The sequence below is a fragment of the Sphingomonas sp. PP-CE-1A-559 genome (genome assembly GCF_004340965.1).
Lineage (GTDB): Bacteria > Pseudomonadota > Alphaproteobacteria > Sphingomonadales > Sphingomonadaceae > Sphingomonas.
Window position 1 is genome coordinate 122,026 of the sequence record NZ_SLYA01000004.1, and the last position, 20,010, is coordinate 142,035.

The window sequence follows — 20,010 nt, forward strand, 5'->3', positions numbered from 1 at the left end:
GGACGGTTACTTTTTCGAAAGCCATGTCCGTTAGGGACTAGCCGATGGGATGGAACATTGCTCTTCCAATTTTGATTCTGGTGCTCGGTGGCCTGCTGGTCTCGGCGGGTATCCAGGATGCGCGAACGCGGGAAATCGCGAACTGGAAGACCGCGGGGGTCGCTCTGCTGGCGCCGCTGTGGTGGTATGCGAACGGACTCGATCCGTGGCCCGACATGGCGTTGCAGATCGGCGTCGCGCTCGTCGTCTTCGCTCTGTTCCTGCTCGCCTTCCACTTCGGCATGATGGGCGGCGGTGACGTTAAGCTGATCGTCGCGCTCTCGCTGTGGCTGCCGTTCCCGGCGTTCCTGTCGATGCTGATGGTGATGTCGATCGTCGGCGGCCTCGTCACGCTCGTGATGATGATCGAGCATCGTGCCAAGAAGAACGCCGGACAGATCGAGGTCCCCTACGGCGTGGCAATAGCAATCGCAGGCCTTCTCGCGCTGCGCGAACCACTCCTTAACCAGTTTCAGTGATGATTAACGTCGAAATACATTCGCGGCGCCTGAAAGGCACGATCTAGTCATGGATACACGCAAGATCATTTTGCTGGTCGGCGCGCTTATAGTCGCAGCCGTCACGGCCTTCTTCGCCCGAACGCTGATCGCCGGCAGTTCGGCGCCGCAAGCTGGCGCCACCGCCATCGCCGCGCCGATCATCGACGGCCCCGAAGTCCTGGTCGCAACCCGCTCGCTCCCGGTCGGCACGATCCTCGACGCCACGGCGCTGAAGTTCCAGCCCTGGCCGAAGGAGCTGGTCGACAACGCCTATTACCTCCGCGACAAGACCGACCTGAAATCGCTGCAGGGCACGGTAGTGCGCAGCATCATCACCGCCGGGCAGCCGGTGACGCAGGGTGCCCTCGTGAAGCCCGGCGATCGCGGGTTTCTCGCCGCGGCACTCGGGCCCGGCATGCGCGCGGTCACCGTCCCCGTCTCGGCACAGGCCGCAGTCGCCGGGTTCGTGTTCCCGGGCGATCGGATCGATCTCGTCCTTACCCAGGAGGTCAAGGGCGGTGGCGACGGAGAGCCGCTCAAGGTGTCGGAGACGATCCTGCGCAACATCCGCGTGCTTGCGACCGATCAGCGTACCGACAATCTGGTGGGATCCGACGGCAAGACCGAGGTCAAGACCTTCTCCAACGTGACGATCGAGGCGACGCCGAAGATCGCGGAGCAGGTTGCGCTCGCACAGACGCTCGGCTCGCTGTCATTGTCGCTACGGTCGATCGCCGACAATTCTGCCGAGCTGGAGGAAGCGATCGCGTCGGGCGCCGTTAGCGTGCCCAACGGCACCGACCCGAAAGCCGAGAAGGCGATGTTGGTGCGGGTCGCCAGCCAGCCCATCTCCGGCGCATCCAGCTATCAGACCGGCGCCGACGTCTCGCGCTATCGGCGCAGCACGGTGCCCGGCCGGCCACCGGAAGGCGGCGGACCAAATGGTGGACCGATGCAGGTCATGAACAGTCCACAGCCGAGCGGCGGCGGCACCGTCGTGACGCAAGGCCCGGCAGTACGGGTCGCCCGCGGCAACGCAGTGACCTTCGTTCCGGTCGGGGGGAAGAATTAAGATGCGTATCTCCATGACGCGCCGCCTGCCCCATATCGGCTGGCCGCTCGCAATCGCGCTGGTCGCTGCGACCGCAGCTCCTTCCGCCCCTGCACTCGCCCAGCGCGGACAAGCTCGTACGCAGGCCGCCCCCTCGGGACTGCCCGTCGTCCAGGTCAACACCGGTCGCGGACGTCTCGTCACGCTGGCGCGGCCGATGAGCGACCTGTTCGTCGCCGACGACACCATCGCCGACGTTCAGGTCCGCTCGCCGACGCAGCTCTACGTGTTCGGCAAGAAGACCGGCGAGACGACGATCTCGGCAACCGCGAAGGGCGGCGGCGTCGTCTACGCCTCGACCATCCGCGTCGGCAACAACCTCGATTCGGTGCAGCAGATGCTCGGGCTCGCGATGCCCGAAGCACAGGTCGTCGCGACGCCGATGAACGGGTTGATCCTGCTCACGGGTACGGTCGCCGCACCCGAGGATGCCGCCGAAGCCGAGCGGCTGGTGCAGGCGTTCGTCGGTGATTCGACAAAGGTCCTGTCGCGACTGAAGACTGCGACGCCTCTGCAGGTGAATCTCCAGGTACGCGTCGCCGAAGTCACGCGGAACTTCGTCAAGAACATCGGCGTGAACCTGACGAGCCGGAGTTCGGGTAACTTCCTATTCAACATCGCCCAGGGTCGCCAAGGCACCATCACGACCGTGCCCGGCGTCATCAATGCTCCCAATGCGCCCATCGACGCCAATGGCGCCTTCCCCGGCAACACGCTCTTCGGCTTTCCTGCCAAGGCCGCGATCGGCTCGACTATCGGCCTGGCGGGGCGCCTGCTCGGCATGGACCTGCTCGGCGCGATCGATCTCGGTGAAACGCTGGGTCAGGTGACGATGCTCGCCAACCCGAACCTGACTGCTTTGTCGGGTGAAACGGGCACGTTCCTGGCAGGCGGCGAGATACCGATCCCGCTGGCTCAGGCGCTCGGCACGATCTCGGTCGAGTACAAGCAATACGGCATCAGCCTCGCCTACACCCCCACGGTCTTGTCGGATGGTCGGATCTCGCTTCGGGTACGCCCCGAAGTGTCGCAGCTCGATTACGCCAACGCGATCACGCTCAGCGGCACGCGCGTGCCCGGCCTCACGACTCGTCGTACCGAGACGACGGTGGAACTCGGCTCGGGCCAGAGCATGATGATCAGCGGACTGCTGTCGAACAACAACAACAACAGCTACGACAAGACGCCGGGGCTGGCGAACCTGCCGATCATCGGCGCGCTGTTCCGCTCGAACGCCTTCCAGCGCAACGAGACGGAACTCGTGATCGTCATCACGCCGTATCTGGTGAAGCCGGTCAACAACGCCAGCGACATCGCGCTGCCGACCGATGGCGCGCGCGCACCGACCGATATCGACCGCGTGCTGCTGGGAACGCTCAGCGCCACCGGCGGCGGCAAGCGGCCTGTGCCGACGATCGCGCGGCCTTCCTATGTTCCACCGGCGATCGGTGCCGCCGCCCCGGTCATGCCGATGCCGCGTAGCGACGTCCGCCGCAGCGAGGACGATATCGCCGCGCGCCCTGCCAACGGGAATGGCGCCAAGACCAAGAAGGGCGCCGTGCCCGCGCCAGGTTTCTCGAATTGAGCCGGCCCCTGCTCCGCTGCTCGCGAACACCGCATCAAGGATTTCCGATGATCACCAAGTCGATCCTGTTAGCGTCCCTCGTCCCCGCGCTGCTGCTCGGCGGGTGCATGGGTACCGAGAATCGCGGTCTTGAATCGGTCCACCAACCGGTCGTCAGCCGCTCCGACTACGCGCTCGATCTTGGCGTGTCGGGCGGTGCACTGGCGCCGGGCGAACAGCAACGGCTTGCCGGCTGGATGAACGCGATGCGGCTTGGCTATGGCGACCGCGTAGCCATCGACGATCCCGCGGGCGAAGGCCCCGCCGCGCACGGCGACGTCGCCGCGGTGGTCGCGAGCTATGGCCTGTTGCTGAGCGACGACGCGCCGGTCACCCCGGCCTCTGTCACGCCGGGATCGATCCGGGTGGTCGTCAGCCGGATGCGCGCGCAGGTGCCGCACTGCCCGGACTGGTCGCGCAACGCGACCAACGAGTTCGAATCCAACACGTCGTCCAACTTCGGCTGCGCGATCAACAGCAACCTCGCGGCGATGATCGCCAATCCGGCCGACCTGGTGCGCGGCAAGGAAGGGGCGGAGACCACCGATACCGCGGCCTCGTACAAGGCGATCGACACGTACCGCAAGAAAGCGCCGACCGGTGCCGGTTCGCTCGCCGCAGCTACGCCGGGAGGCAAGTGATGAACGCTCCGTGGAAGCCCGCTGGCGCCGCCAGTCGCGATCCCTTCACCGCCTATGTCTGCGACGAGACGACCGCGGCGGCATTGCGCCCGATCGCGACCGAACTCGGCTGGTCGGTCGACAAGATCTACAAGGGCGGACTGCGCAACGCGATCCAGTCGCTGTCGGTTGCCGCATCCCCGCAAATCCTGTTCGTCGATCTCGCCGAGTCGGGCGATCCGCTAAACGACATCCACGCGCTTGCCGAAGTCTGCGAGCCCGGCACCGTGGTGATCGCCGCTGGCCAGGTGAACGACGTTCGCCTGTACCGTGACCTCGTCGCGAGCGGTATCCAGGATTACCTCCTGAAGCCGCTCCATCCCGACATGCTGCGCGAGGCGTTCGTTCATGCGCAGATGATGCTCAATGCACCGAAGCCCGTCGACCTGTCGCCGGAGCGTCCGCATTGCTCGGTCGGCGTGATCGGCACGCGTGGCGGCGTCGGTGCATCGACGATCGCGACCTCGATCGCATGGCTGCTCGCCGACAAGGAGAAGCGCTCGACCGCACTGCTAGATCTCGACGTCCATTTCGGCACGGGTGCGCTCAGCCTCGACCTCGAGCCCGGCCGCGGCCTCACCGATGCGATCGAGAACCCGAGCCGCATCGACGGGCTGTTCATCGAACGCGCGATGGTCAAGGCGACGGAGAACCTGTCGGTGCTCAGCGCGGAGGCCCCGATCAGCTCGCCGGTGGTCACCGACGGCTCCGCCTTCTACCAGTTGCAGGAGGAGATGCGCGCGGCTTTCGAATGCACCGTCGTCGATCTGCCGCGCGCAATGATGATCCAGCACCCGCATCTGATCAGCGACGTGAAGCTCGCGGTGATCGTCACCGACCTGACGCTGGCGGCCGCGCGCGACACGATCCGTATCCTGTCGTGGTTGAAGACGAATGCGCCGCAGATCGAGCTGTTCGTCGTCGCCAACCGCGTGCACACCGGCGGTCAGCTCGAGATCAGCCGCAAGGATTTCGAGGGCTCCATCGAGCGCAAGATCGACTACCTCGTGTCGTTCGACCAGAAGCTCGCGGCGCAGTCGGCCAAGCTCGGCAAGCCGATCGTCGAGGTCGGCAAGGCTAGCAAGACGATCACGCCGATCGTCGCGCTCGCCAGCGCGCTCGCCGCCGCGGTCGCGGACTGCGGCCTCGACGGTGCGAAGGCATCAAGGGGTCGGTCGTTGATGGGCAAGTTCGGCGAACTCCGCGGGCTCATGACCAAGCGCACGCTGAAGCCGGCAAAAGCGAAATGACCGCGCATGGTCACGCCCAGATGACGAGCGCCGAACAATGACCGGCATGGCGCCGTTGCTGCTCGTGATGATCGGCGCGAGCATCGTGCTGGGGATGATCGTGTTCGCGTTCGCCGGGCCATCGCCGGGCCGCGCGAAATCGCGTCGGCTCGTGGCGTTACGCGAACGCCACGGCGACGAGATCACCGTGGCGGACGCGCACATGCGGCGCATTTCGCATGCCCGCGACACTAAGATGGACCTGGCGTTCGGTCGCATCCTGCCCAACCCGGTGCAGCTCGCAAAGCGGCTCGCGATGACGGGCAAAGACTGGACCGTCGGCCAATACGGCATGGCGACCGCGGGGATCGCCTTGGTCGTCGCCGCACTCATGCTGTTCAAGGGCATGCCGATCCTGCTCGCATTGCTGTTCGGCCTGTTCGTCGGCATCGGCCTGCCGCATCTGGTCGTCGGCAAGACGATCAAGCGGCGTGTCACCAAGTTCACCGCGAAGTTTCCGGATGCGATCGAACTGCTCGTCCGGGGCTTGCGCTCCGGCCTGCCGATCAGCGAGACGATCGGCGTCGTCGGCCAGGAACTCGACGGCCCGGTCGGTGAGGAATTCCGCTCGGTCAGCGACAAGATGAAGATCGGGCGGACGATGGACGCCGCCCTTCAGGAAACCGCGGACCGGCTCGGCACGCCCGAATTCCAGTTCTTCGTCATCACCATCGCGATCCAGCGGGAGACCGGCGGCAACCTTGCGGAGACGCTGGCGAACCTCGCCAACGTGCTGCGCATGCGCGGCCAGATGAAGCTGAAGATCAAGGCGATGTCGTCGGAATCGAAGGCGTCGGCGTACATCATCGGCGCGCTGCCGTTCATCGTGTTCGGGCTGATCTGGTTCATCAATGGCACCTACATGCAGCGGTTCTTCGTCGACGAGCGGCTGATAATGATCGGCATGGGGGGCATGACGTGGATGGCGATCGGCGCCTTCATCATGGCCAAGATGATCAACTTCGAGATCTGAGGGACTGACGATGGGCGAGACCGCCGGACCTACCCTGCTCGGGGTCGACGTACTCTGGGTCGCGACGATCCTGTCGGGCGTCGCCGCGTTCGCCGTGATGATCGCGATCTATGCGGTGACGACGGTTCACGATCCAATGGCGAAACGCGTCAAGGCACTGAACGACCGGCGCGAACAGTTGAAGGCCGGTATCACCGCCTCGACCAAGCGCCGCGCGAAACTGGTCACGCGCAACGACACCGCGGACCGGATGCGCGGCATCCTGTCGTCGATGAAAGTGCTGCAGGACAGCCAGGTCAAGGCGGTCCAGGTCAAGCTGATGCAGGCTGGCATCCGTTCGAAGGAATGGGCGCCGGCGGTGATCTTCGGACGGCTGGTGCTGCCGATCGTGATCGGCGGGGCGATGCTCTACTGGGTCTATGGCACCGACGGTTTCGCGACCTGGGGTCCGCTCAAGAAATACGGGCTCGTCGCGATGAGCTTCATCCTGAGCTACAAGGCGCCGGACCTGTATCTCGACAACAAGATCAAGAAGCGCTCGGATGCGATCCGCAAGGGCCTTCCCGACGCGCTCGACCTGCTCGTGATCTGCGCCGAGGCCGGCCTGACCGTCGATGCCGCGTTCCACCGCGTCGCGCGCGAACTCGGCCGCGCCTATCCCGAACTAGGCGAGGAATTCACCCTCACCGCGATCGAGCTGGGCTTCCTGACCGACCGCCGCAGCGCATTCGAGAACTTTGCTTTGCGCGTGAAGCTGGACGCGGTGAAGGGCGTCGTCACGACGATGATCCAGACCGAGAAATACGGCACGCCGCTTGCCTCCGCGCTGCGCGTACTGTCGGGCGAATTCCGCAACGAACGCATGATGCGCGCCGAGGAAAAGGCGGCACGTCTGCCCGCGATCATGACCGTGCCGCTGATCCTGTTCATCCTGCCGGTGCTGTTCGTCGTCATTCTCGGGCCGGCCGCCTGCTCGATCTCCGACGCGCTGCTGAAGGGCTAAGGCAACCGCAACGCCAACGGATCGTTGAGCCCCCGTAACAGGAGGGTTTTTCGATGCCGTTGTTTTCCACGCCTACGCAATTCGCCGCGCTCGCACTGATCTTCGTCGCCGGCTGGCTGTTCGGATTGGCGAGCCATCCCGGCGGCAAGAAGTGGAAGGCGCGCTATCACGCCGAACGTGACGCGCACGCGGTCGCAAAGAAGGACGCCGACATCCGCGCCGCCGCCGCCGAAAAGCGTGCGGTCGAGGCCGAACACGAGAATGCGCGCCTCGTAAAGGCCACGCCGGTAGCGCCGGTCGCCCCCGTGACGACGCCCCGTGCGCCGGTAGAGGATCGCTCGATCTTCGTGTCGCCTGACACGCGTCCCGTAGCCGCGTCGTCGGCCCGCCCGGCCTATAATAATGATGGCACGAAGCGCGGCTGGTTCGACTTCGACCGTCGCTAATATATTAAGGCGGCCCACTCACCACCGAGCGGGCCGCCTTATCGAAGCCTATTGGTAATGTGCGACGTTCTCGAAACCGGTGTTCGTCTTCGCCATTTTGACCAGCTTTCTAGCGTAGGACCGCACGTGCCGGTCGAAGCGCGTATCGTTGTAGACGCCGCGCCAGATATACTCGTCGCGGTCCAACAGCGCAGCAAGCGCCGCGGTAAACGTCGCTTGGCTGTCCGCGACGCCTTTGCGGCTCATCAGCGCACAGACCATTTCCTCGGCTGATGCCTTGTCGCAGTCATCCTGCAATTCACGGCCGCCACGCTCGGCCACAACCTGTTCGGAGCGTGCGGCAATCCCCCGTGCGTCCAGCCATTTGCGGACCGCGTCGCCGTCCCAGTCCTTTTTGTCCGCCAACGCCCGATCTCCGTTTCGCGCGCACTAGCCGGTAGAGCGCGCCTGCCAGCGCCGATATCCTATCACAGCCAGCACGACCATCGCCGCGTACAGTCCGGCGGTGAGCATGAGCCCCTTATACACGAACATCCCGACATACAGGACGTCGACCGCGATCCACAGCAGCCAGTTCGCCGCATGACGTCGCGCGACCCAATATTGCGCGACCAGACTGAAGCTGCTGAGCGTGGCGTCGGCCCAGGGCAATGCCGCGTCGGTGTAACAGCTCATGAACCAGCCGATAGCGAACGCCCCGACCGCCCCCGCGCCGAGGCCGGCGAGCGCACGCGATGGCCGCAACGGCTCCACGACGACATCGCCTTTATCGTCCTTGCCGCGCGCCCAAGCCAGCCAGCCATAGACGATGGCGATCGCAAACAGCGCCTGGAGCACCATGTCCGCGTACAACCGCACGTCGAGGAACAGCTTGAAGTAGAGCGCACACGCGACGAAATTGACCGGCCAGCACAGCATGTTGCGCTTGGCGGTCAGCCATATTCCGGCAAAACTGACGACGACCGCGACGATCTCAAGCGGCGTCATGACAGTGCGATCCGGCGCAGGAATTCCTGGCCCGGTGGCGAGAAGAACCAATTGGCGTGGTCGATCAGATACCCCTCCCAGGCCATTGCGGCGGACTCGGCATCCGCCACGACGGCGGTGAAATAATCGGCCTCCGACAGCGCGAATTCGGCATGGACCAGCGGCAACAGCGACACGATCGCTGCGATCTCCGCATGGCTCAGCGACAGGACGGTGGCATAGCCTGCCACCAGCGCCAGCGCCGTCTCGGGATCGGCGATCGCATCGTCAGCCCCCTGCCCCAGATCCAGCCACCGCACCGCCGTCCGCTCGATCGCCGTCGCGATGTCGTGAACGGCATTCGTGCGATCCGCCAACCCGAAGTCGAACACGGTCCGCACCGCGCCCTCTCGCGTCCAGAGAAGGTTGGAGGGATGCCAATCATTGTGCGTCCACAACGGCGTCTGTTTCGCGAGAAGTGACGGCAGGTCGCTATCGGCCTGCTCGAACAGTCGCGCGAGTTGCGCCTGCCATGGGCGGTCCGCGAGGAACGTGGCCAGTGCCGGGCGGGCGGCGACATACGCGCTCGCCGCGGCCAGGGGATCGGCGGCGGGGAGTATCGTAAAACTCGAGACCAAGGGTTGTCGGCGTCGCGCTGGCGCATCGAACCCGCGCGCCGCGACGTGCAGTTCCGCCAGCGCCACGCCGGCGGCATGGGCATGGTCGAGCGACAGGAACGGCGTCCAGGACAGCCGGTCGCGATACAAATCCTCGCCCGGCGCCTGGCGGTGCAGTTCGTACGACCAGGGGCTGATCGCGACGGCGCTCGCCCCTTGTGCGGTCGCCATCACTTCGGGGACCGACACGCCCGCACCGGCGAGATGCACGATGAATGCGTGTTCCTCGGCAAGCCCTTCGACCGTGCGGACGTGGTAATGGTGGCGCTTCAACAGGAACGCGCCGTTCGTCGTGTGCACCAGCGTCGCGGCGGAGAAGGGGCGCGGGGAATGCCAGTGCAGCCCGGTCATCCGCCCGGCCGCCGGAAAATGCGCCAGCACTGGCTCGGCCTCGGCCTCGGCGATGGCAGGCCAAGTCGGCGCTTCCATCGCGGTGCCCATGCCATGAACGAGATGCTTCAGCTGCGACGCCACCTCAGAACGCCCGCGAGATCGTCGCCATGACCGCTGCGCCACTGCCGATGTAATAAGCGGGCGACGAGCCGGCGATCACGGTGCCGTTGCGGCCGATCGTGTCCTGCGCGTTGGTGCTGACCGACTGGACGCCGGCGAGGACGTGTGGATCGGTGACGTTGATCGCGTTGACGCGCAGGTCGGTGCGCTTGCCGTCCAGCCAGTCGGCGAGGTGCATGCCGACTGACAGATCAAGCGTCGCATAGCCCTTGATCCGTTCGTCGTTCATGAAGGTCGCATATTGCCGGCCGATATATTTCGACGCGACGCTCCCGAAGAATCGCCCGTCGTCATAGATCCCGCCGGCGCCGAACTGGACTGTCGGACTGGACACCGCGTGCTTGCCCCTGGTCGGCAGGAAGTCCGCGCCGACAGGCAAATCGTCGTCGATCCGCGCGTGCAGATATTCGCCGGAGAGGTACAGGCTGACGCCTGCTACCGGGCGGTAGTCGATCTCCGCATCGACGCCGTACGAGGTCTGGCCGCCGGCGTTGAGGGTGGCGGTCACCTGCGCACCGCCCTGGTCGAGCACGGTGGCGAGTTGCCGGTTGCGGAACTTGTAGTGGAAGCCGGTCACCGAGGCAGAGAGTTGCTCGCCGATGAAGCGGTAGCCAATCTCCTGCGAGACCGAATATTCGTTCTTGAGCGCGTTGGTCCCCTGTCCGACCACTTCGCCACCATAATAGCTGTTGTAGAGCGTGAACTCGTTGGGCGTGCGGAAGTTGGTGGTGATGTTGGCGAACAGCTGCTGGCGATCGTCGATACGGTAGTGGATCGCGGCACGCGGCAACGCGGCGAAGCTGTCGTTGCGGACCTTGTCCTGCGGTCCGGGGAGGTAATTGCGGCCATTGCGCAGGACGTTGACGCCCTTGAACCCGGCATCGATCGTCAGCCGCGGCGTCAGCGCGATGCTGTCGGCGAGGAAAAAGCCTTTCGTCACGGTGACGGTGCGCTGGTTCTCATAGGCGAGCAGCCGGCCGTCGGCGGTACGGATCGCCTTGGCGCGGTAGCCCAAGCGGTCGGTCGGCTGCCCGTCATCGTCGATCGAAGTGTACGACTGCGTGACGCGGTCGGTGCCGTAGTCGAACCAGAGCCCCGCCGTGAGGGTATGCGCGCCGGTCTTGAAGGTAAGCTTGCTGACGTTGCCGGTCCGCATCTGGTCGCCGGTGTAATTGCCGAGCACGGTCGCGACGCCGTCAACCGCACCGGGCAGTGCGACCGGCTGCGCCAGTTCCTCGGTGCCGAGGAAATTGCCTTCGGTCGTCAGCTGCGTCCCGTAGGGCGAGTTGCCGTAGCCGAACTGGAGGTAGGTGGTGCTGTCGAGCGCCAGCCGACCGGTCAGCACCAGGTGCACCGGCGCGGAGGCGTAGAGGTTGCGGAACGGCGCGCGGTACAGTCGCCAGTAGTTGGTATTCCCCGCCGTGTAGTGCTTGTCGTAGTTGAAGCCGCGACCCTGCGCGTTCCATTCGGCGAGCGTCGGACTCGGATAGCTCGACGAGTTCGCGTCGTTGTACGACAGCGCGAGGCTGGCGCGGTTGCCGGCGCCCCATTCGCCCAGGATCTTCGCGTCGATATGCTGGCGCGTATCGTAGCCGGCACCCCGCCAATTGTCCGCGCGGGTGTTGGAATAGGACAGGAACGCCTTCAGCCCGGTGTTGCCGATCGTCCCGCTATCGACCCGGAAGAAGCCGCGCCGCGCCGCGTAGCTGCCGAGCGACAGATCGACGAGCGCGCCGGGACGCGCCTTCGGATCGTCGAGCGACAGCGACAACAGACCGCCTGCGCCGCCCAATGTCGGCGAATCGATATCGACCGAGCCTTGCGCGAGCGAGATGCGCTTCAAATTCTCCGGATCGGCGAACTGCGACGGATAGGCGTAATAATAGCCGATGTCGTTCTGCGGCGCGCCTTCCATCAGCACGCCGATCTCGTCCTGGCCAAGCCCCCGCAACGTCAGGCTCGAACTCGTCGACAAGCCGTACGGATCGCTCGACGCGACGTTCGCGCCGGGCAGCAGCGTCACCAACTGGAACGCGTTGAGCGTCGGCGCCTGCTTGACGATGAAGTCGGCGGACATCGCACTCTGCGCGCGCGGCACCTTCTGGTCGGGCAGCAAACCCGCCGGATCCTGCTTGCCGACCACGCGGATTTCGGCGGGTTCGACCGGCTCGGACGCTACCTGCGCGCTTGCACAGGACGCGGCAAGGCTCGCCGAGAGGGTCAGCACTACCCGAAGAGCGGGGCGGCCACGCACTATAAACGGGCGCGTCACAACGAATAACCAGCAATAAAAAACGTCACGTCCACTCCAATCGGAGGGACGACGGGCCAGCCGCAGACCCTCCCTACGCCGGTATAAGCCGGATCAGGTTCAGCGGGTCATGGGCTGTTGCCCACCTCTCAGCCGCACATCAGCGGCCCCCCGGGGATACGTGCCGCTTAGGCGGTTGGGCGGGTGGTGGAAAGGGCTATCGCGTTGATCTGGCTGGAGTGCCTCACGTCGTGCACTGGCAAACCTCAAGACCATTCCGAAGAACGGCGCACAGCGGCCGGCCTACCCAGAAAACATGCTGTGAAAACAAGGTAGGCCGACCGCCTTGGCAGCTCGATCAACGAGCACCGTCCGGGTCGGCAAGGGAGCGCCAACGCCGCAACGGTATGACAAATACGTTGCAGCGCGGCATTTAGACTCATCGTGCCGTGAAATGTCCCGGCTAACGGCGACGTCGCACAGTCAGGCGCGACCCTCGCGACGCTTGATCTCTCCCAGCAGCGCCTCGGCCACCGGGTTGCCGACCTCGCCACCCGACTGGTCGTATGCGCCGGCAAGCTCCGCGTCCGTCGCGCCCTGCAACAGCGCGTTCACCTCGGCGTTGAAGTCGTCGACCTCGCCCGCGGCGGCATCGGCGGCGTCCTCGCTCGTCACGGCCGGCTCCGCTCCCGCGGCCGGGGCGTGTGCCATCACGGCATCCTGCTTGAAAACGTCGAAGGCTTCGGCGGCCTCGTTGCGCTCCTCGATCGCGATTTCGAGGCGGGTGAACAGATCGAGCTGCGGTGCGGTGTTTTCCATTCCGCCAGCTTATCCGCGCGAACACGGTCCAGGCAACTCGTTCGCGCACGGCCGCTACCCGCAGCGAGAACGTACCAGGAATCTCTATAATCTAAAGCAACTCGTGAGACTTCCAGCCGGAACGTCCGTTCTGCCCTTCAAGCCGCCGACCTGGACCCAGCGATCGGTGGCAGCAGGGAGAGAGCATGACCGCGATCCGAGCCGCCGAACCCCATGACCTGTCCCGGTTGATGGCATTCGATTCCTTCCCTGGAGACCGAATCGCCGAGATCGTCGAACAACGCATGCTGGTAGCCGAGGTGGACGGCGTCATCGCGGGATACGTCGCATGGCAGACAGGGGGATGCATCGGCATGGACTATGTCAATAAACTGGTCGTCGACCCCGACTATCGCCGCCGCGGCATCGCCCAATCGTTGATAGCCGAACTGAATTCGATCTTGAACGGCAGGATTTTCATTTCGACCGGTGCCGACAACAGCGCAGCAATCGGACTTTTGAGGCTTACCAACTGGCAACCGGCAGGGCAGATCGTCGGCTTACGTCCGGCAGACGAACCAGAAATCTTTTACTACCGCGATTTATGATTCGAAAATTCGGCCGCTGCGTAAGGTAGCGATACCTTTTTGGAATTAATGGGCCGAAGTGGTATTTTTGCGGGACTAGTAGAAGAGACGACTTCTGTAGTCAGACGTTTCGGTCGGTATATTCGGATATGCCACAACGGATGCTAAATCCCGATCAACGGCTTCGCGAGCATCTTGAGGATGCCTTGGTGGAGGCGGATGCGCTTGGCCAGACTGTCGTCGCCGCGCTGATCTCCGAAGCGCTCGATGCAATGGCATACTCACGACCTTAAGGGATCGTAGAGCGAAGCCTGCGTGTTGGGCGACAATGGTACCGCAATTCCTGCAAGCTTCGAACGTTCCGTCGCTACAATCCTGGTCGGAGGCGCCTCGCGTTCGTCGGATGAACGCAGCCGACATCCGACCAAGCGGGCGTTACGTTCTCTGCTGGCTGCAACAGGCGTTGCGTGCCCGCGACAATCCGGTGATCGACGCGGCTATCCGTCTCGGCAACGATCTCGGCCTGCCGGTCCTCGTCTATCACGGGCTACGCGAAGACTACCCCTACGCATCCGATCGCCTTCACCGCTTCATTCTGGGTGCGAGCCGCGATCTGGCGCGCGACTGCCGCCAGCGCGGCCTCGCTTGCGTCCAGCATATCGACCGCGACGACGCTCGCGAGAAGGGTCTGGTCTACCGGCTGGCCGCCGACAGCGCCGCGGTGTTCGTCGAGGACCAGCCGACCTTCGTCGCGCGCTGGCAATCGGACCGTGTCGCCGCCCGCACCGAAGTTGCGATGTTCGCGGTCAATGCCGCATGTCTGGTACCCCCCGCGCTGCTCGGCGACGGCATCGGCTCGACCACCGCGTTCCGGCGCAAGCACGAGGCAGTGCGTGCGGATTGGCTAGCGACCGACGACCTTCAGGCGGACATCGCCGCGTATGACGGCCCCCTGCCCTTCACGTCCGATCGTCTCGAATCATGCAGCGACGCCGACCTGGACCGGCTGGTCAAGAACGCGGCGATCGATCATTCGCTTGCGCTCAGTCCGGACTTCCCGGCCGGCCGCGACGGCGCCTTGACGAAGCTCGAACGGCTGATGGACACGGTGCTGCCGACCTATGCGACGACCCGCAACGATGCGACCAAACCGGTCGGTGCGAGCATGCTCTCGCCCTATCTGCATTTCGGCGTGATCGGCCCGCGCGAAGTCATGGCCACAGTCGAAGCCGCCAATGCGCCAGTTGCCGCCAAGACCAAATTCGCCGACGAACTACTGACATGGCGCGAGTGGTTCCACTACCAGGCTCGCGCGCTTCGCTCGCCCGAACGCTACGACCGCGTCTCGGAATGGGCCCGCGAAACGCTCGCAGCGCACGCTTCTGACCCTCGTCTGGAAGTGGAAACGCTCTCAAATTTGCTCAACGGCACCACGCGTGACGAGACCTGGAACGCCTGCCAGCGCCAGTTCCTGGTCGATGGCTGGATGCACAATAATCTGCGGATGTACTGGGCCAAGCGGATCATCGCCCTGACGCCCGATCCCGAGACCGCATGGGCGACTGCCTGTTACCTGAACGACCGGCTCAGTCTCGACGGGCGCGATCCGTCGACTTACGGCAACATCGCGGCGTCGTTCGGTGCAGGATCGCCCGGCCGCGACGGGCCGCCGATCTACGGCAAGGTGCCGACGCGGTCAGATGGCTCGACCCGGCACCGCGACGGTGGCCCGGAGTGGCTTCGTACCGCCGCAACGCGTACCGCGCCCGAACCTACGCTGCCATCGGGCCTGCCGTCCGCACTTTACCTTACGGGCGAACTGCCCATCTAACCCGAGCGCGCGTCGCCGCCCGCTACCGACAGCCCGACCCATTCACCTGCAAGCAAGGCGCGCCCGTCAGGCGCAGCGCCATACACCGGAATTGACCATGACATCGACTGCGCAAGATCGCCCGGAACCCCGTACGACGGGCTATGTCCTGACGAGCAGCGTGACGTTCGCGATGGCCGCCGCTGCCGGCGTTGCGGTCGCCAACATCTATTACAACCAGCCGATGCTCGGCGTGATCGAGAAGGATCTGCCGGGCAAGCTGTCCACGCTGATCCCCACCGCGACGCAGCTGGGCTATGCTGCCGGCCTGTTCTTCCTCGTACCGCTCGGCGACTTGGTCGAGCGCAAGCGCCTGATCGTGATCCAGTTCGCCGTCTTGGCCGCCGCGCTGGTCGCCGCCGCGATCGCGCCCACCGCTGGACTCGTCGTGGCTGCCTCGCTTCTGGTCGGCATCGCCTCCACGGTCGCACAGCAGATCGTCCCGCTGGCCGCCAACCTCGCCGCGCCGGACCGACGGGGGGCGACCGTCGGCACGGTCATGTCAGGCCTCTTGTGCGGAATATTGCTGAGCCGGACGCTCGCCGGCTTCGTCGCCACGCATGCCGGCTGGCGTGAGATGTTCTGGCTGGGCGTGCCGATGGCGCTCGCGGTCGGCCTCTGGATGGCGATCAAGCTGCCCCGCAGCCAGCCAGCGGCGACGCTATCCTATGGCGGTCTTCTCCGCTCGCTCGTGGGGCTATGGCGCGAGTTCGGCGCATTGCGGCTGGCGACCGTCACCCAGTCGCTGATCTTCGCCGCGTTCACCGCGTTCTGGACGATCCTCGCGCTCAGACTTCAGGAGCCGCGCTATGCGCTGGGCGCCGACGTCGCGGGCCTGTTCGGCATCGTCGGCGCAGTCGGCATCTTCGCCGCACCGATCGCCGGGCGGTACGCGGATCGAAAGGGACCGCATATGGTGATCGCGCTCGGCGCCGCGCTGACGCTGGTATCGTGGATCCTGTTCGGCGTGTGGACGTCGATCACAGGCATGGTCGTCGGTGTCATCGTACTCGATTTCGCCGTCCAGAGCGCGCTCGTCTCCAACCAGCACATCGTCTACGCGCTGCGCCCCGAAGCGCGGGCGCGGCTCAACACGATCTTTATGGGCGGGATGTTCCTGGGCGGCGCGGTCGGGTCCGCCGCCGCGACGCAGGCCTGGGCCGCGGCCGGCTGGTTCGGCGTGGCCATGCTCGGCATCGTACTGACCGCACTGGCGACGCTGATCCAGACGGCCAGCCTGGTGCGGCGCAAGCGGGCGATCTGACCGATCGCCCGACGCGCTTACAGTCCGATAGAGTAGAGTGCGTGGTGCGCCAGGATAAACAGCGTACGACGATCCGCGCCACCGATGACGAGTTGCAGCGGACGTTCCGGGACGTCGATACGGCGTAACAGCGAGCCGTCCGGCCGATAGACGAACACCTGTCCATTGGCGACGTACAGGTTGCCAGCCGCATCGCGCGCCGCGCTCTCGCCGCCGCGCGGTGCGACGACCTTGAGGTCCGTCACCCGGCCATTGTCGCCGACCAGACCGCTATACGTGCGGTTCTCCGATCCGTTGGTCAGCACTACTCGTTCGCCGGGGGGCGCCGTGACGAACCCATAGGAGTCGAGCGTATCGGACCAGCGCCAACCCTGATGATCGTCCGGCCCCTGATTCCACACGCGGAACGCCGGCAGTACCAGCGAGCCGTCGGGCGAGACATATTCCTGCGCCTTCGCCTCGCCCATCTTGCCGGTGAAGAAATCGGCAAGCGGTGGATATTGGTACGTCGTGGGATCGATCCGGTCGGCGAACTCGCCGTTCGCCCAGACGTTGACGGGCAGCACCGTCGCCGCACCGCGTCGCGCCTTGGCTGGGGTCGGCGCGATGACCTTGACGTCGGAGGGCTTGGTCGGATCGATGCTGTAGACGGTCCCGTCTCGCCCGGCCGATGACAGCACCAGCAGATCGCCGGACTTGGCGACCGCGAGGTTCACCGCGTCGAGCGGCGCTTCCGCCACTATCGACAGGCCTTCGGTCTTCGACCAGCCATGGATCCGCTGGAAGCGGCGATCGATGAAGTACAGCTTGCCCTGCGCATCGACCGCACCGCCGGCGATCGAATAGAAACCGTCGGCCAGCTTCTCGACGCCGGGCGTTGCCGGTATCGGGGTTTGGACCGCCGTTGCAGGTGCGGCCGGCACATCGAGCTTGGCAAATTCGAGTTCGCGCACTTCCTGCCCGCGAGTCATATCCTTGATCGTGTTCTCGAACGGGAACTTGCTCGCGCGCAGATACGTGCCGCAGCCCTTCGCATCGCAGCTCGCGAACCCGCTTTCGGCGTTCACATGGACGTTGCGGAAACGGATATCGCCCGAGTTGTAGAGCTTTACCGCAGCGTCCATCGGCTTGATCGACCGTGTGACGCGGTAGCTGTGATAATTGGCGAACAGGATGTTGCGCGAGTTGCGGATCTCGGTGGAGATCGCATCGACGCCGTCGCGCACCTCCTGCTCGGTCTGCGGCGCGAGGAATTCCCAGTTCTCGACGTTGTCGAGTACGATTTCCGCGCGATAATGATGCTCGGCCGACAGTTCGTAGACGTGGCCGGGGGTCTTGGTGTTCGAGACGTGGAAGCCAGCCGATGCCAGCGTGTTCGGCGACCAGATCGCCGCGAACGTGCCGCCGCCGCCGTCGGTCACCCATATGCTGGGGTGCTGGCCATCGAAGCGCGCGCGCGGATCGCCGAATCCGATCGGGCTGCCCTTGGTCAGGACGGTGCCGCCGCCGCCCTGGATCTTGACGTCATTGATCATAGACGCCTCGCCCGCCCTCCAGAGAAGCGCGGTCGCACGCGGGTTCACGCCGCCGGTCCACAGCCCCAGGCCGGAGACGATAGCGTTGCCGCCTTTCGCGCTCTCCAGCAGAGCCTTCGGGCCACCGACGCCCATATAGGCCGGCGTCTCGTCGGGGAGATAGAGATGCGTGAGGCTCGGGTGCAGCGAGATCAGCACGCTGTCGGGCCGCAGCTTCAGCGTGTCGGTGACGCGGTAGCGACCGACCGGAAGATACAGCACACGGTGGGTGTCGATCGCGCGCTGCAAGGCTGCGGTATCGTCGGTGGTATCGTCACCTTTGACGCCCAAATCATGCACGTTCGCCCATTCGCGCACGGCCGGCATGGCCCGGATCGCCGGCGCGCGTCGGGCAGGAAGGCGTGCGAGCGGCGCGATCGAGACGTCGGTCGCATATTCGCCGATCGTGCCGAGGCCCGCGAGCTTCAGGCCGTAGGAAAAGTCGGCGACCCGGTAGGTCGGCCCCGCGGCGGCGATCGTCTTGCCGCTGTCGCGGAAGCGCGCGAAGGTCGGCGTATTGCTGGCGACCGCATTGTCGAAGCCGATCTGCGTGAAGACGCTGTTCTCCGCCGAAACGACGATGCCCGCCTGCGATACGTTCTCGAACCGGACGTCCTTACCCCAGAACGAATCCGAATAACCGCGGTCGATCTCGATCCCGACGGGCGTATCGCGGATCGCGACGTTGACGAGAGTCAGGTCGACCTCATGCTCGCGGATCGCCGCGTCGCGCTGGCCCTGGAACTCCGAATCGAGCAATGTGAACTGCCACGCGGGCGACGTCTTCTCCGACATGATGCCGTAGCGACCGCCGTAGAAGCGCAGATTCTCGAACTCGTTGCCCGCCTGATAGACGCCGGCGAGACCCGATCCGATATGGAAGTCGACGTGCCGAAGATAGCCGTGCTGTGCGACTCGGAAGCGCACCGCGACCGCACCGGCATTGCCGTCGCCGATCCGAAAATCGACGTTGGACAGCGTGGAATAGAAGGTGCTCGAGGTCGCGTCGAAGATCGCCGGATCGAACGGCACGCTGGTGCGTGGCGGTACGGGTGCCTTGCCGACGCGATACTGGTCCTCGCCGGTAAAACTGACCATCGCCGCCACGCCGGATCCGAAGCCCGCGCTATTGTCGGCGAGAACGATCTCCGGGCGGGTCGCGCCGACGCCGAAGACGCGGACGGCGGACCGGATGAAGATCGTGCGGGTGATCCGGTAGCGTCCCGACGGCAAGAACACGACGCCGCCATGACCCCCAGCCGCCGCCGCGTCGATCGCCTGCTGGATCGCCGCGCTATCGTCCGCGCGGCCATCGCCGACGCCCTTGACGGTTACCGCCTGCGGATCATTGGGCTGGCTGAGATAGACCGAGACCGACTTGGTTGGCGCCGCCGTCTTTGCAGCCACGGTCTTTGCAACGGCCGGGCTGGCGACAAGAAGCGCCGTTCCGCAGAGCAGCCATTTCGCAACCATCGTCCGTCTCCCGTTATCAGGACAGCAGTCCTACCGTTCGTGGAGGCCAGCTTCATCTGCGACGAAGGTCGTATTCGAAGGCAAGTGTCAGATCGCCAGCGTCTGCGCGACGATCGCGGCCTGCGTCCGGTTGCGGACGTTCAGCTTGCGCATAAGGGCGGTCATGTGAACCTTCACGGTAGCCTCGGCGATGCCCAGATCGAAGGCGATCTGCTTGTTGAGCAGACCCGAATGGACCCCGCGAAGGACCCTGATCTGCGTCGGCGTCAGGCGCGGCGACGCGGCGCACGACGCGGCAGTGGTCGCGACCGAAGCTTGATGCGTATCGTATCCAGGCCGTTCCATGGTCATCCCTCCCTGTGCGCCGGCCGA

19 protein-coding genes and 1 riboswitch are annotated in these 20,010 nt (G+C 65.1%); of the genes, 12 read left to right on the forward strand and 7 right to left on the reverse strand.

Going from position 1 to position 20,010, the window contains the following annotated elements; all coding sequences use genetic code 11:
• Nucleotides 1–44: 44 nt before the first annotated feature.
• From C8J42_RS14040 to C8J42_RS14075, 8 genes are read left to right on the forward strand one after another with little or no spacing between them, the layout of a single operon-like run.
• On the forward strand, nt 45–518 hold the full coding sequence (locus C8J42_RS14040; protein ID WP_133020566.1) for a prepilin peptidase: 474 nt from the start codon (nt 45–47) through the stop codon (nt 516–518).
• A gap of 49 nt (nt 519–567) precedes the next feature.
• Nucleotides 568–1,611, forward strand: a complete 1,044-nt coding sequence (gene cpaB / locus C8J42_RS14045; RefSeq protein ID WP_056064983.1) for a Flp pilus assembly protein CpaB — start codon at nt 568–570, stop codon at nt 1,609–1,611.
• A gap of 1 nt (nt 1,612) precedes the next feature.
• Entirely contained in the window at nt 1,613–3,235 is a 1,623-nt protein-coding gene (locus tag C8J42_RS14050; RefSeq protein ID WP_243644439.1) for a pilus assembly protein N-terminal domain-containing protein, read from the forward strand.
• 47 nt (nt 3,236–3,282) lie between these two features.
• The gene (locus C8J42_RS14055; protein WP_133020567.1) at nt 3,283–3,915 is read left to right on the forward strand and encodes a CpaD family pilus assembly protein; all 633 of its coding nucleotides are present in this window, start codon (nt 3,283–3,285) and stop codon (nt 3,913–3,915) included.
• Entirely contained in the window at nt 3,915–5,204 is a 1,290-nt protein-coding gene (locus C8J42_RS14060) for a pilus assembly protein CpaE (protein ID WP_056064990.1), read from the forward strand. The genes C8J42_RS14055 and C8J42_RS14060 overlap by 1 nt, the downstream gene beginning before the upstream one ends.
• A gap of 46 nt (nt 5,205–5,250) precedes the next feature.
• Complete coding sequence (locus C8J42_RS14065) at nt 5,251–6,216, forward strand: type II secretion system F family protein (protein WP_056065440.1); 966 nt, start codon at nt 5,251–5,253, stop codon at nt 6,214–6,216.
• Nucleotides 6,217–6,226: 10 nt separating this feature from the next.
• On the forward strand, nt 6,227–7,219 hold the full coding sequence (locus tag C8J42_RS14070) for a type II secretion system F family protein (RefSeq protein WP_056488706.1): 993 nt from the start codon (nt 6,227–6,229) through the stop codon (nt 7,217–7,219).
• Nucleotides 7,220–7,272: 53 nt separating this feature from the next.
• A complete protein-coding gene (locus C8J42_RS14075) occupies nt 7,273–7,665 on the forward strand; it encodes a hypothetical protein (protein WP_133020568.1) in 393 nt (130 codons plus the stop codon).
• 48 nt (nt 7,666–7,713) lie between these two features.
• On the opposite strand, the gene C8J42_RS14080 is transcribed toward C8J42_RS14075, so the two are convergent.
• The 5 genes from C8J42_RS14080 to C8J42_RS14100 form a co-directional block, all read right to left on the reverse strand.
• Entirely contained in the window at nt 7,714–8,070 is a 357-nt protein-coding gene (locus C8J42_RS14080) for a hypothetical protein (protein ID WP_133020569.1), read from the reverse strand.
• 24 nt (nt 8,071–8,094) lie between these two features.
• Nucleotides 8,095–8,652, reverse strand: a complete 558-nt coding sequence (gene pnuC / locus C8J42_RS14085) for a nicotinamide riboside transporter PnuC (protein ID WP_133020570.1) — start codon at nt 8,650–8,652, stop codon at nt 8,095–8,097.
• On the reverse strand, nt 8,649–9,782 hold the full coding sequence (locus C8J42_RS14090) for a phosphotransferase (protein WP_133020571.1): 1,134 nt from the start codon (nt 9,780–9,782) through the stop codon (nt 8,649–8,651). The genes pnuC and C8J42_RS14090 overlap by 4 nt, the downstream gene beginning before the upstream one ends.
• A gap of 1 nt (nt 9,783) precedes the next feature.
• A complete protein-coding gene (locus C8J42_RS14095; RefSeq protein ID WP_133020706.1) occupies nt 9,784–12,075 on the reverse strand; it encodes a TonB-dependent receptor in 2,292 nt (763 codons plus the stop codon).
• A 71-nt stretch (nt 12,076–12,146) separates the two neighbouring features.
• Nucleotides 12,147–12,256: riboswitch (TPP riboswitch) on the reverse strand.
• A 299-nt stretch (nt 12,257–12,555) separates the two neighbouring features.
• The gene (locus C8J42_RS14100; protein ID WP_133020572.1) at nt 12,556–12,891 is read right to left on the reverse strand and encodes a hypothetical protein; all 336 of its coding nucleotides are present in this window, start codon (nt 12,889–12,891) and stop codon (nt 12,556–12,558) included.
• A 185-nt stretch (nt 12,892–13,076) separates the two neighbouring features.
• On the opposite strand from C8J42_RS14100, the gene C8J42_RS14105 reads away from it, so the two are divergent.
• The 4 genes from C8J42_RS14105 (at nt 13,077) to C8J42_RS14115 (ending at nt 16,591) form a co-directional block, all read left to right on the forward strand.
• A complete protein-coding gene (locus C8J42_RS14105; RefSeq protein ID WP_133020573.1) occupies nt 13,077–13,478 on the forward strand; it encodes a GNAT family N-acetyltransferase in 402 nt (133 codons plus the stop codon).
• A gap of 140 nt (nt 13,479–13,618) precedes the next feature.
• Entirely contained in the window at nt 13,619–13,750 is a 132-nt protein-coding gene (locus C8J42_RS20650; RefSeq protein ID WP_279388751.1) for a hypothetical protein, read from the forward strand.
• 110 nt (nt 13,751–13,860) lie between these two features.
• Complete coding sequence (locus tag C8J42_RS14110) at nt 13,861–15,288, forward strand: deoxyribodipyrimidine photo-lyase (RefSeq protein ID WP_243644441.1); 1,428 nt, start codon at nt 13,861–13,863, stop codon at nt 15,286–15,288.
• 97 nt (nt 15,289–15,385) lie between these two features.
• Entirely contained in the window at nt 15,386–16,591 is a 1,206-nt protein-coding gene (locus tag C8J42_RS14115; protein ID WP_207897136.1) for an MFS transporter, read from the forward strand.
• 17 nt (nt 16,592–16,608) lie between these two features.
• On the opposite strand, the gene C8J42_RS14120 is transcribed toward C8J42_RS14115, so the two are convergent.
• Nucleotides 16,609–19,638, reverse strand: a complete 3,030-nt coding sequence (locus C8J42_RS14120) for a glycosyl hydrolase family 28-related protein (RefSeq protein ID WP_133020575.1) — start codon at nt 19,636–19,638, stop codon at nt 16,609–16,611.
• An 87-nt stretch (nt 19,639–19,725) separates the two neighbouring features.
• Nucleotides 19,726–19,983 carry a LuxR C-terminal-related transcriptional regulator gene (locus C8J42_RS14125; protein ID WP_243644443.1) on the reverse strand — a complete coding sequence of 86 codons (258 nt, stop codon included), beginning with the start codon at nt 19,981–19,983 and terminating at the stop codon, nt 19,726–19,728.
• Nucleotides 19,984–20,010: the final 27 nt, after the last annotated feature.

What these genes read in the sequence shown, in the direction of transcription:
- C8J42_RS14040 (WP_133020566.1), top strand. Translation starts at nt 45, where the DNA reads ATGGGATGGAACATTGCTCTTCCAATTTTGATTCTGGTGCTCGGTGGC.
- cpaB (WP_056064983.1), top strand. Translation starts at nt 568, where the DNA reads ATGGATACACGCAAGATCATTTTGCTGGTCGGCGCGCTTATAGTCGCA.
- C8J42_RS14050 (WP_243644439.1), top strand. Translation starts at nt 1,613, where the DNA reads ATGCGTATCTCCATGACGCGCCGCCTGCCCCATATCGGCTGGCCGCTC.
- C8J42_RS14055 (WP_133020567.1), top strand. Translation starts at nt 3,283, where the DNA reads ATGATCACCAAGTCGATCCTGTTAGCGTCCCTCGTCCCCGCGCTGCTG.
- C8J42_RS14060 (WP_056064990.1), top strand. Translation starts at nt 3,915, where the DNA reads ATGAACGCTCCGTGGAAGCCCGCTGGCGCCGCCAGTCGCGATCCCTTC.
- C8J42_RS14065 (WP_056065440.1), top strand. Translation starts at nt 5,251, where the DNA reads ATGGCGCCGTTGCTGCTCGTGATGATCGGCGCGAGCATCGTGCTGGGG.
- C8J42_RS14070 (WP_056488706.1), top strand. Translation starts at nt 6,227, where the DNA reads ATGGGCGAGACCGCCGGACCTACCCTGCTCGGGGTCGACGTACTCTGG.
- C8J42_RS14075 (WP_133020568.1), top strand. Translation starts at nt 7,273, where the DNA reads ATGCCGTTGTTTTCCACGCCTACGCAATTCGCCGCGCTCGCACTGATC.
- pnuC (WP_133020570.1), bottom strand. Translation starts at nt 8,652, where the DNA reads ATGACGCCGCTTGAGATCGTCGCGGTCGTCGTCAGTTTTGCCGGAATA.
- C8J42_RS14100 (WP_133020572.1), bottom strand. Translation starts at nt 12,891, where the DNA reads ATGGAAAACACCGCACCGCAGCTCGATCTGTTCACCCGCCTCGAAATC.
- C8J42_RS14105 (WP_133020573.1), top strand. Translation starts at nt 13,077, where the DNA reads ATGACCGCGATCCGAGCCGCCGAACCCCATGACCTGTCCCGGTTGATG.
- C8J42_RS20650 (WP_279388751.1), top strand. Translation starts at nt 13,619, where the DNA reads ATGCTAAATCCCGATCAACGGCTTCGCGAGCATCTTGAGGATGCCTTG.
- C8J42_RS14110 (WP_243644441.1), top strand. Translation starts at nt 13,861, where the DNA reads ATGAACGCAGCCGACATCCGACCAAGCGGGCGTTACGTTCTCTGCTGG.
- C8J42_RS14115 (WP_207897136.1), top strand. Translation starts at nt 15,386, where the DNA reads ATGACATCGACTGCGCAAGATCGCCCGGAACCCCGTACGACGGGCTAT.
- C8J42_RS14120 (WP_133020575.1), bottom strand. Translation starts at nt 19,638, where the DNA reads ATGGTTGCGAAATGGCTGCTCTGCGGAACGGCGCTTCTTGTCGCCAGC.
- C8J42_RS14125 (WP_243644443.1), bottom strand. Translation starts at nt 19,983, where the DNA reads ATGGAACGGCCTGGATACGATACGCATCAAGCTTCGGTCGCGACCACT.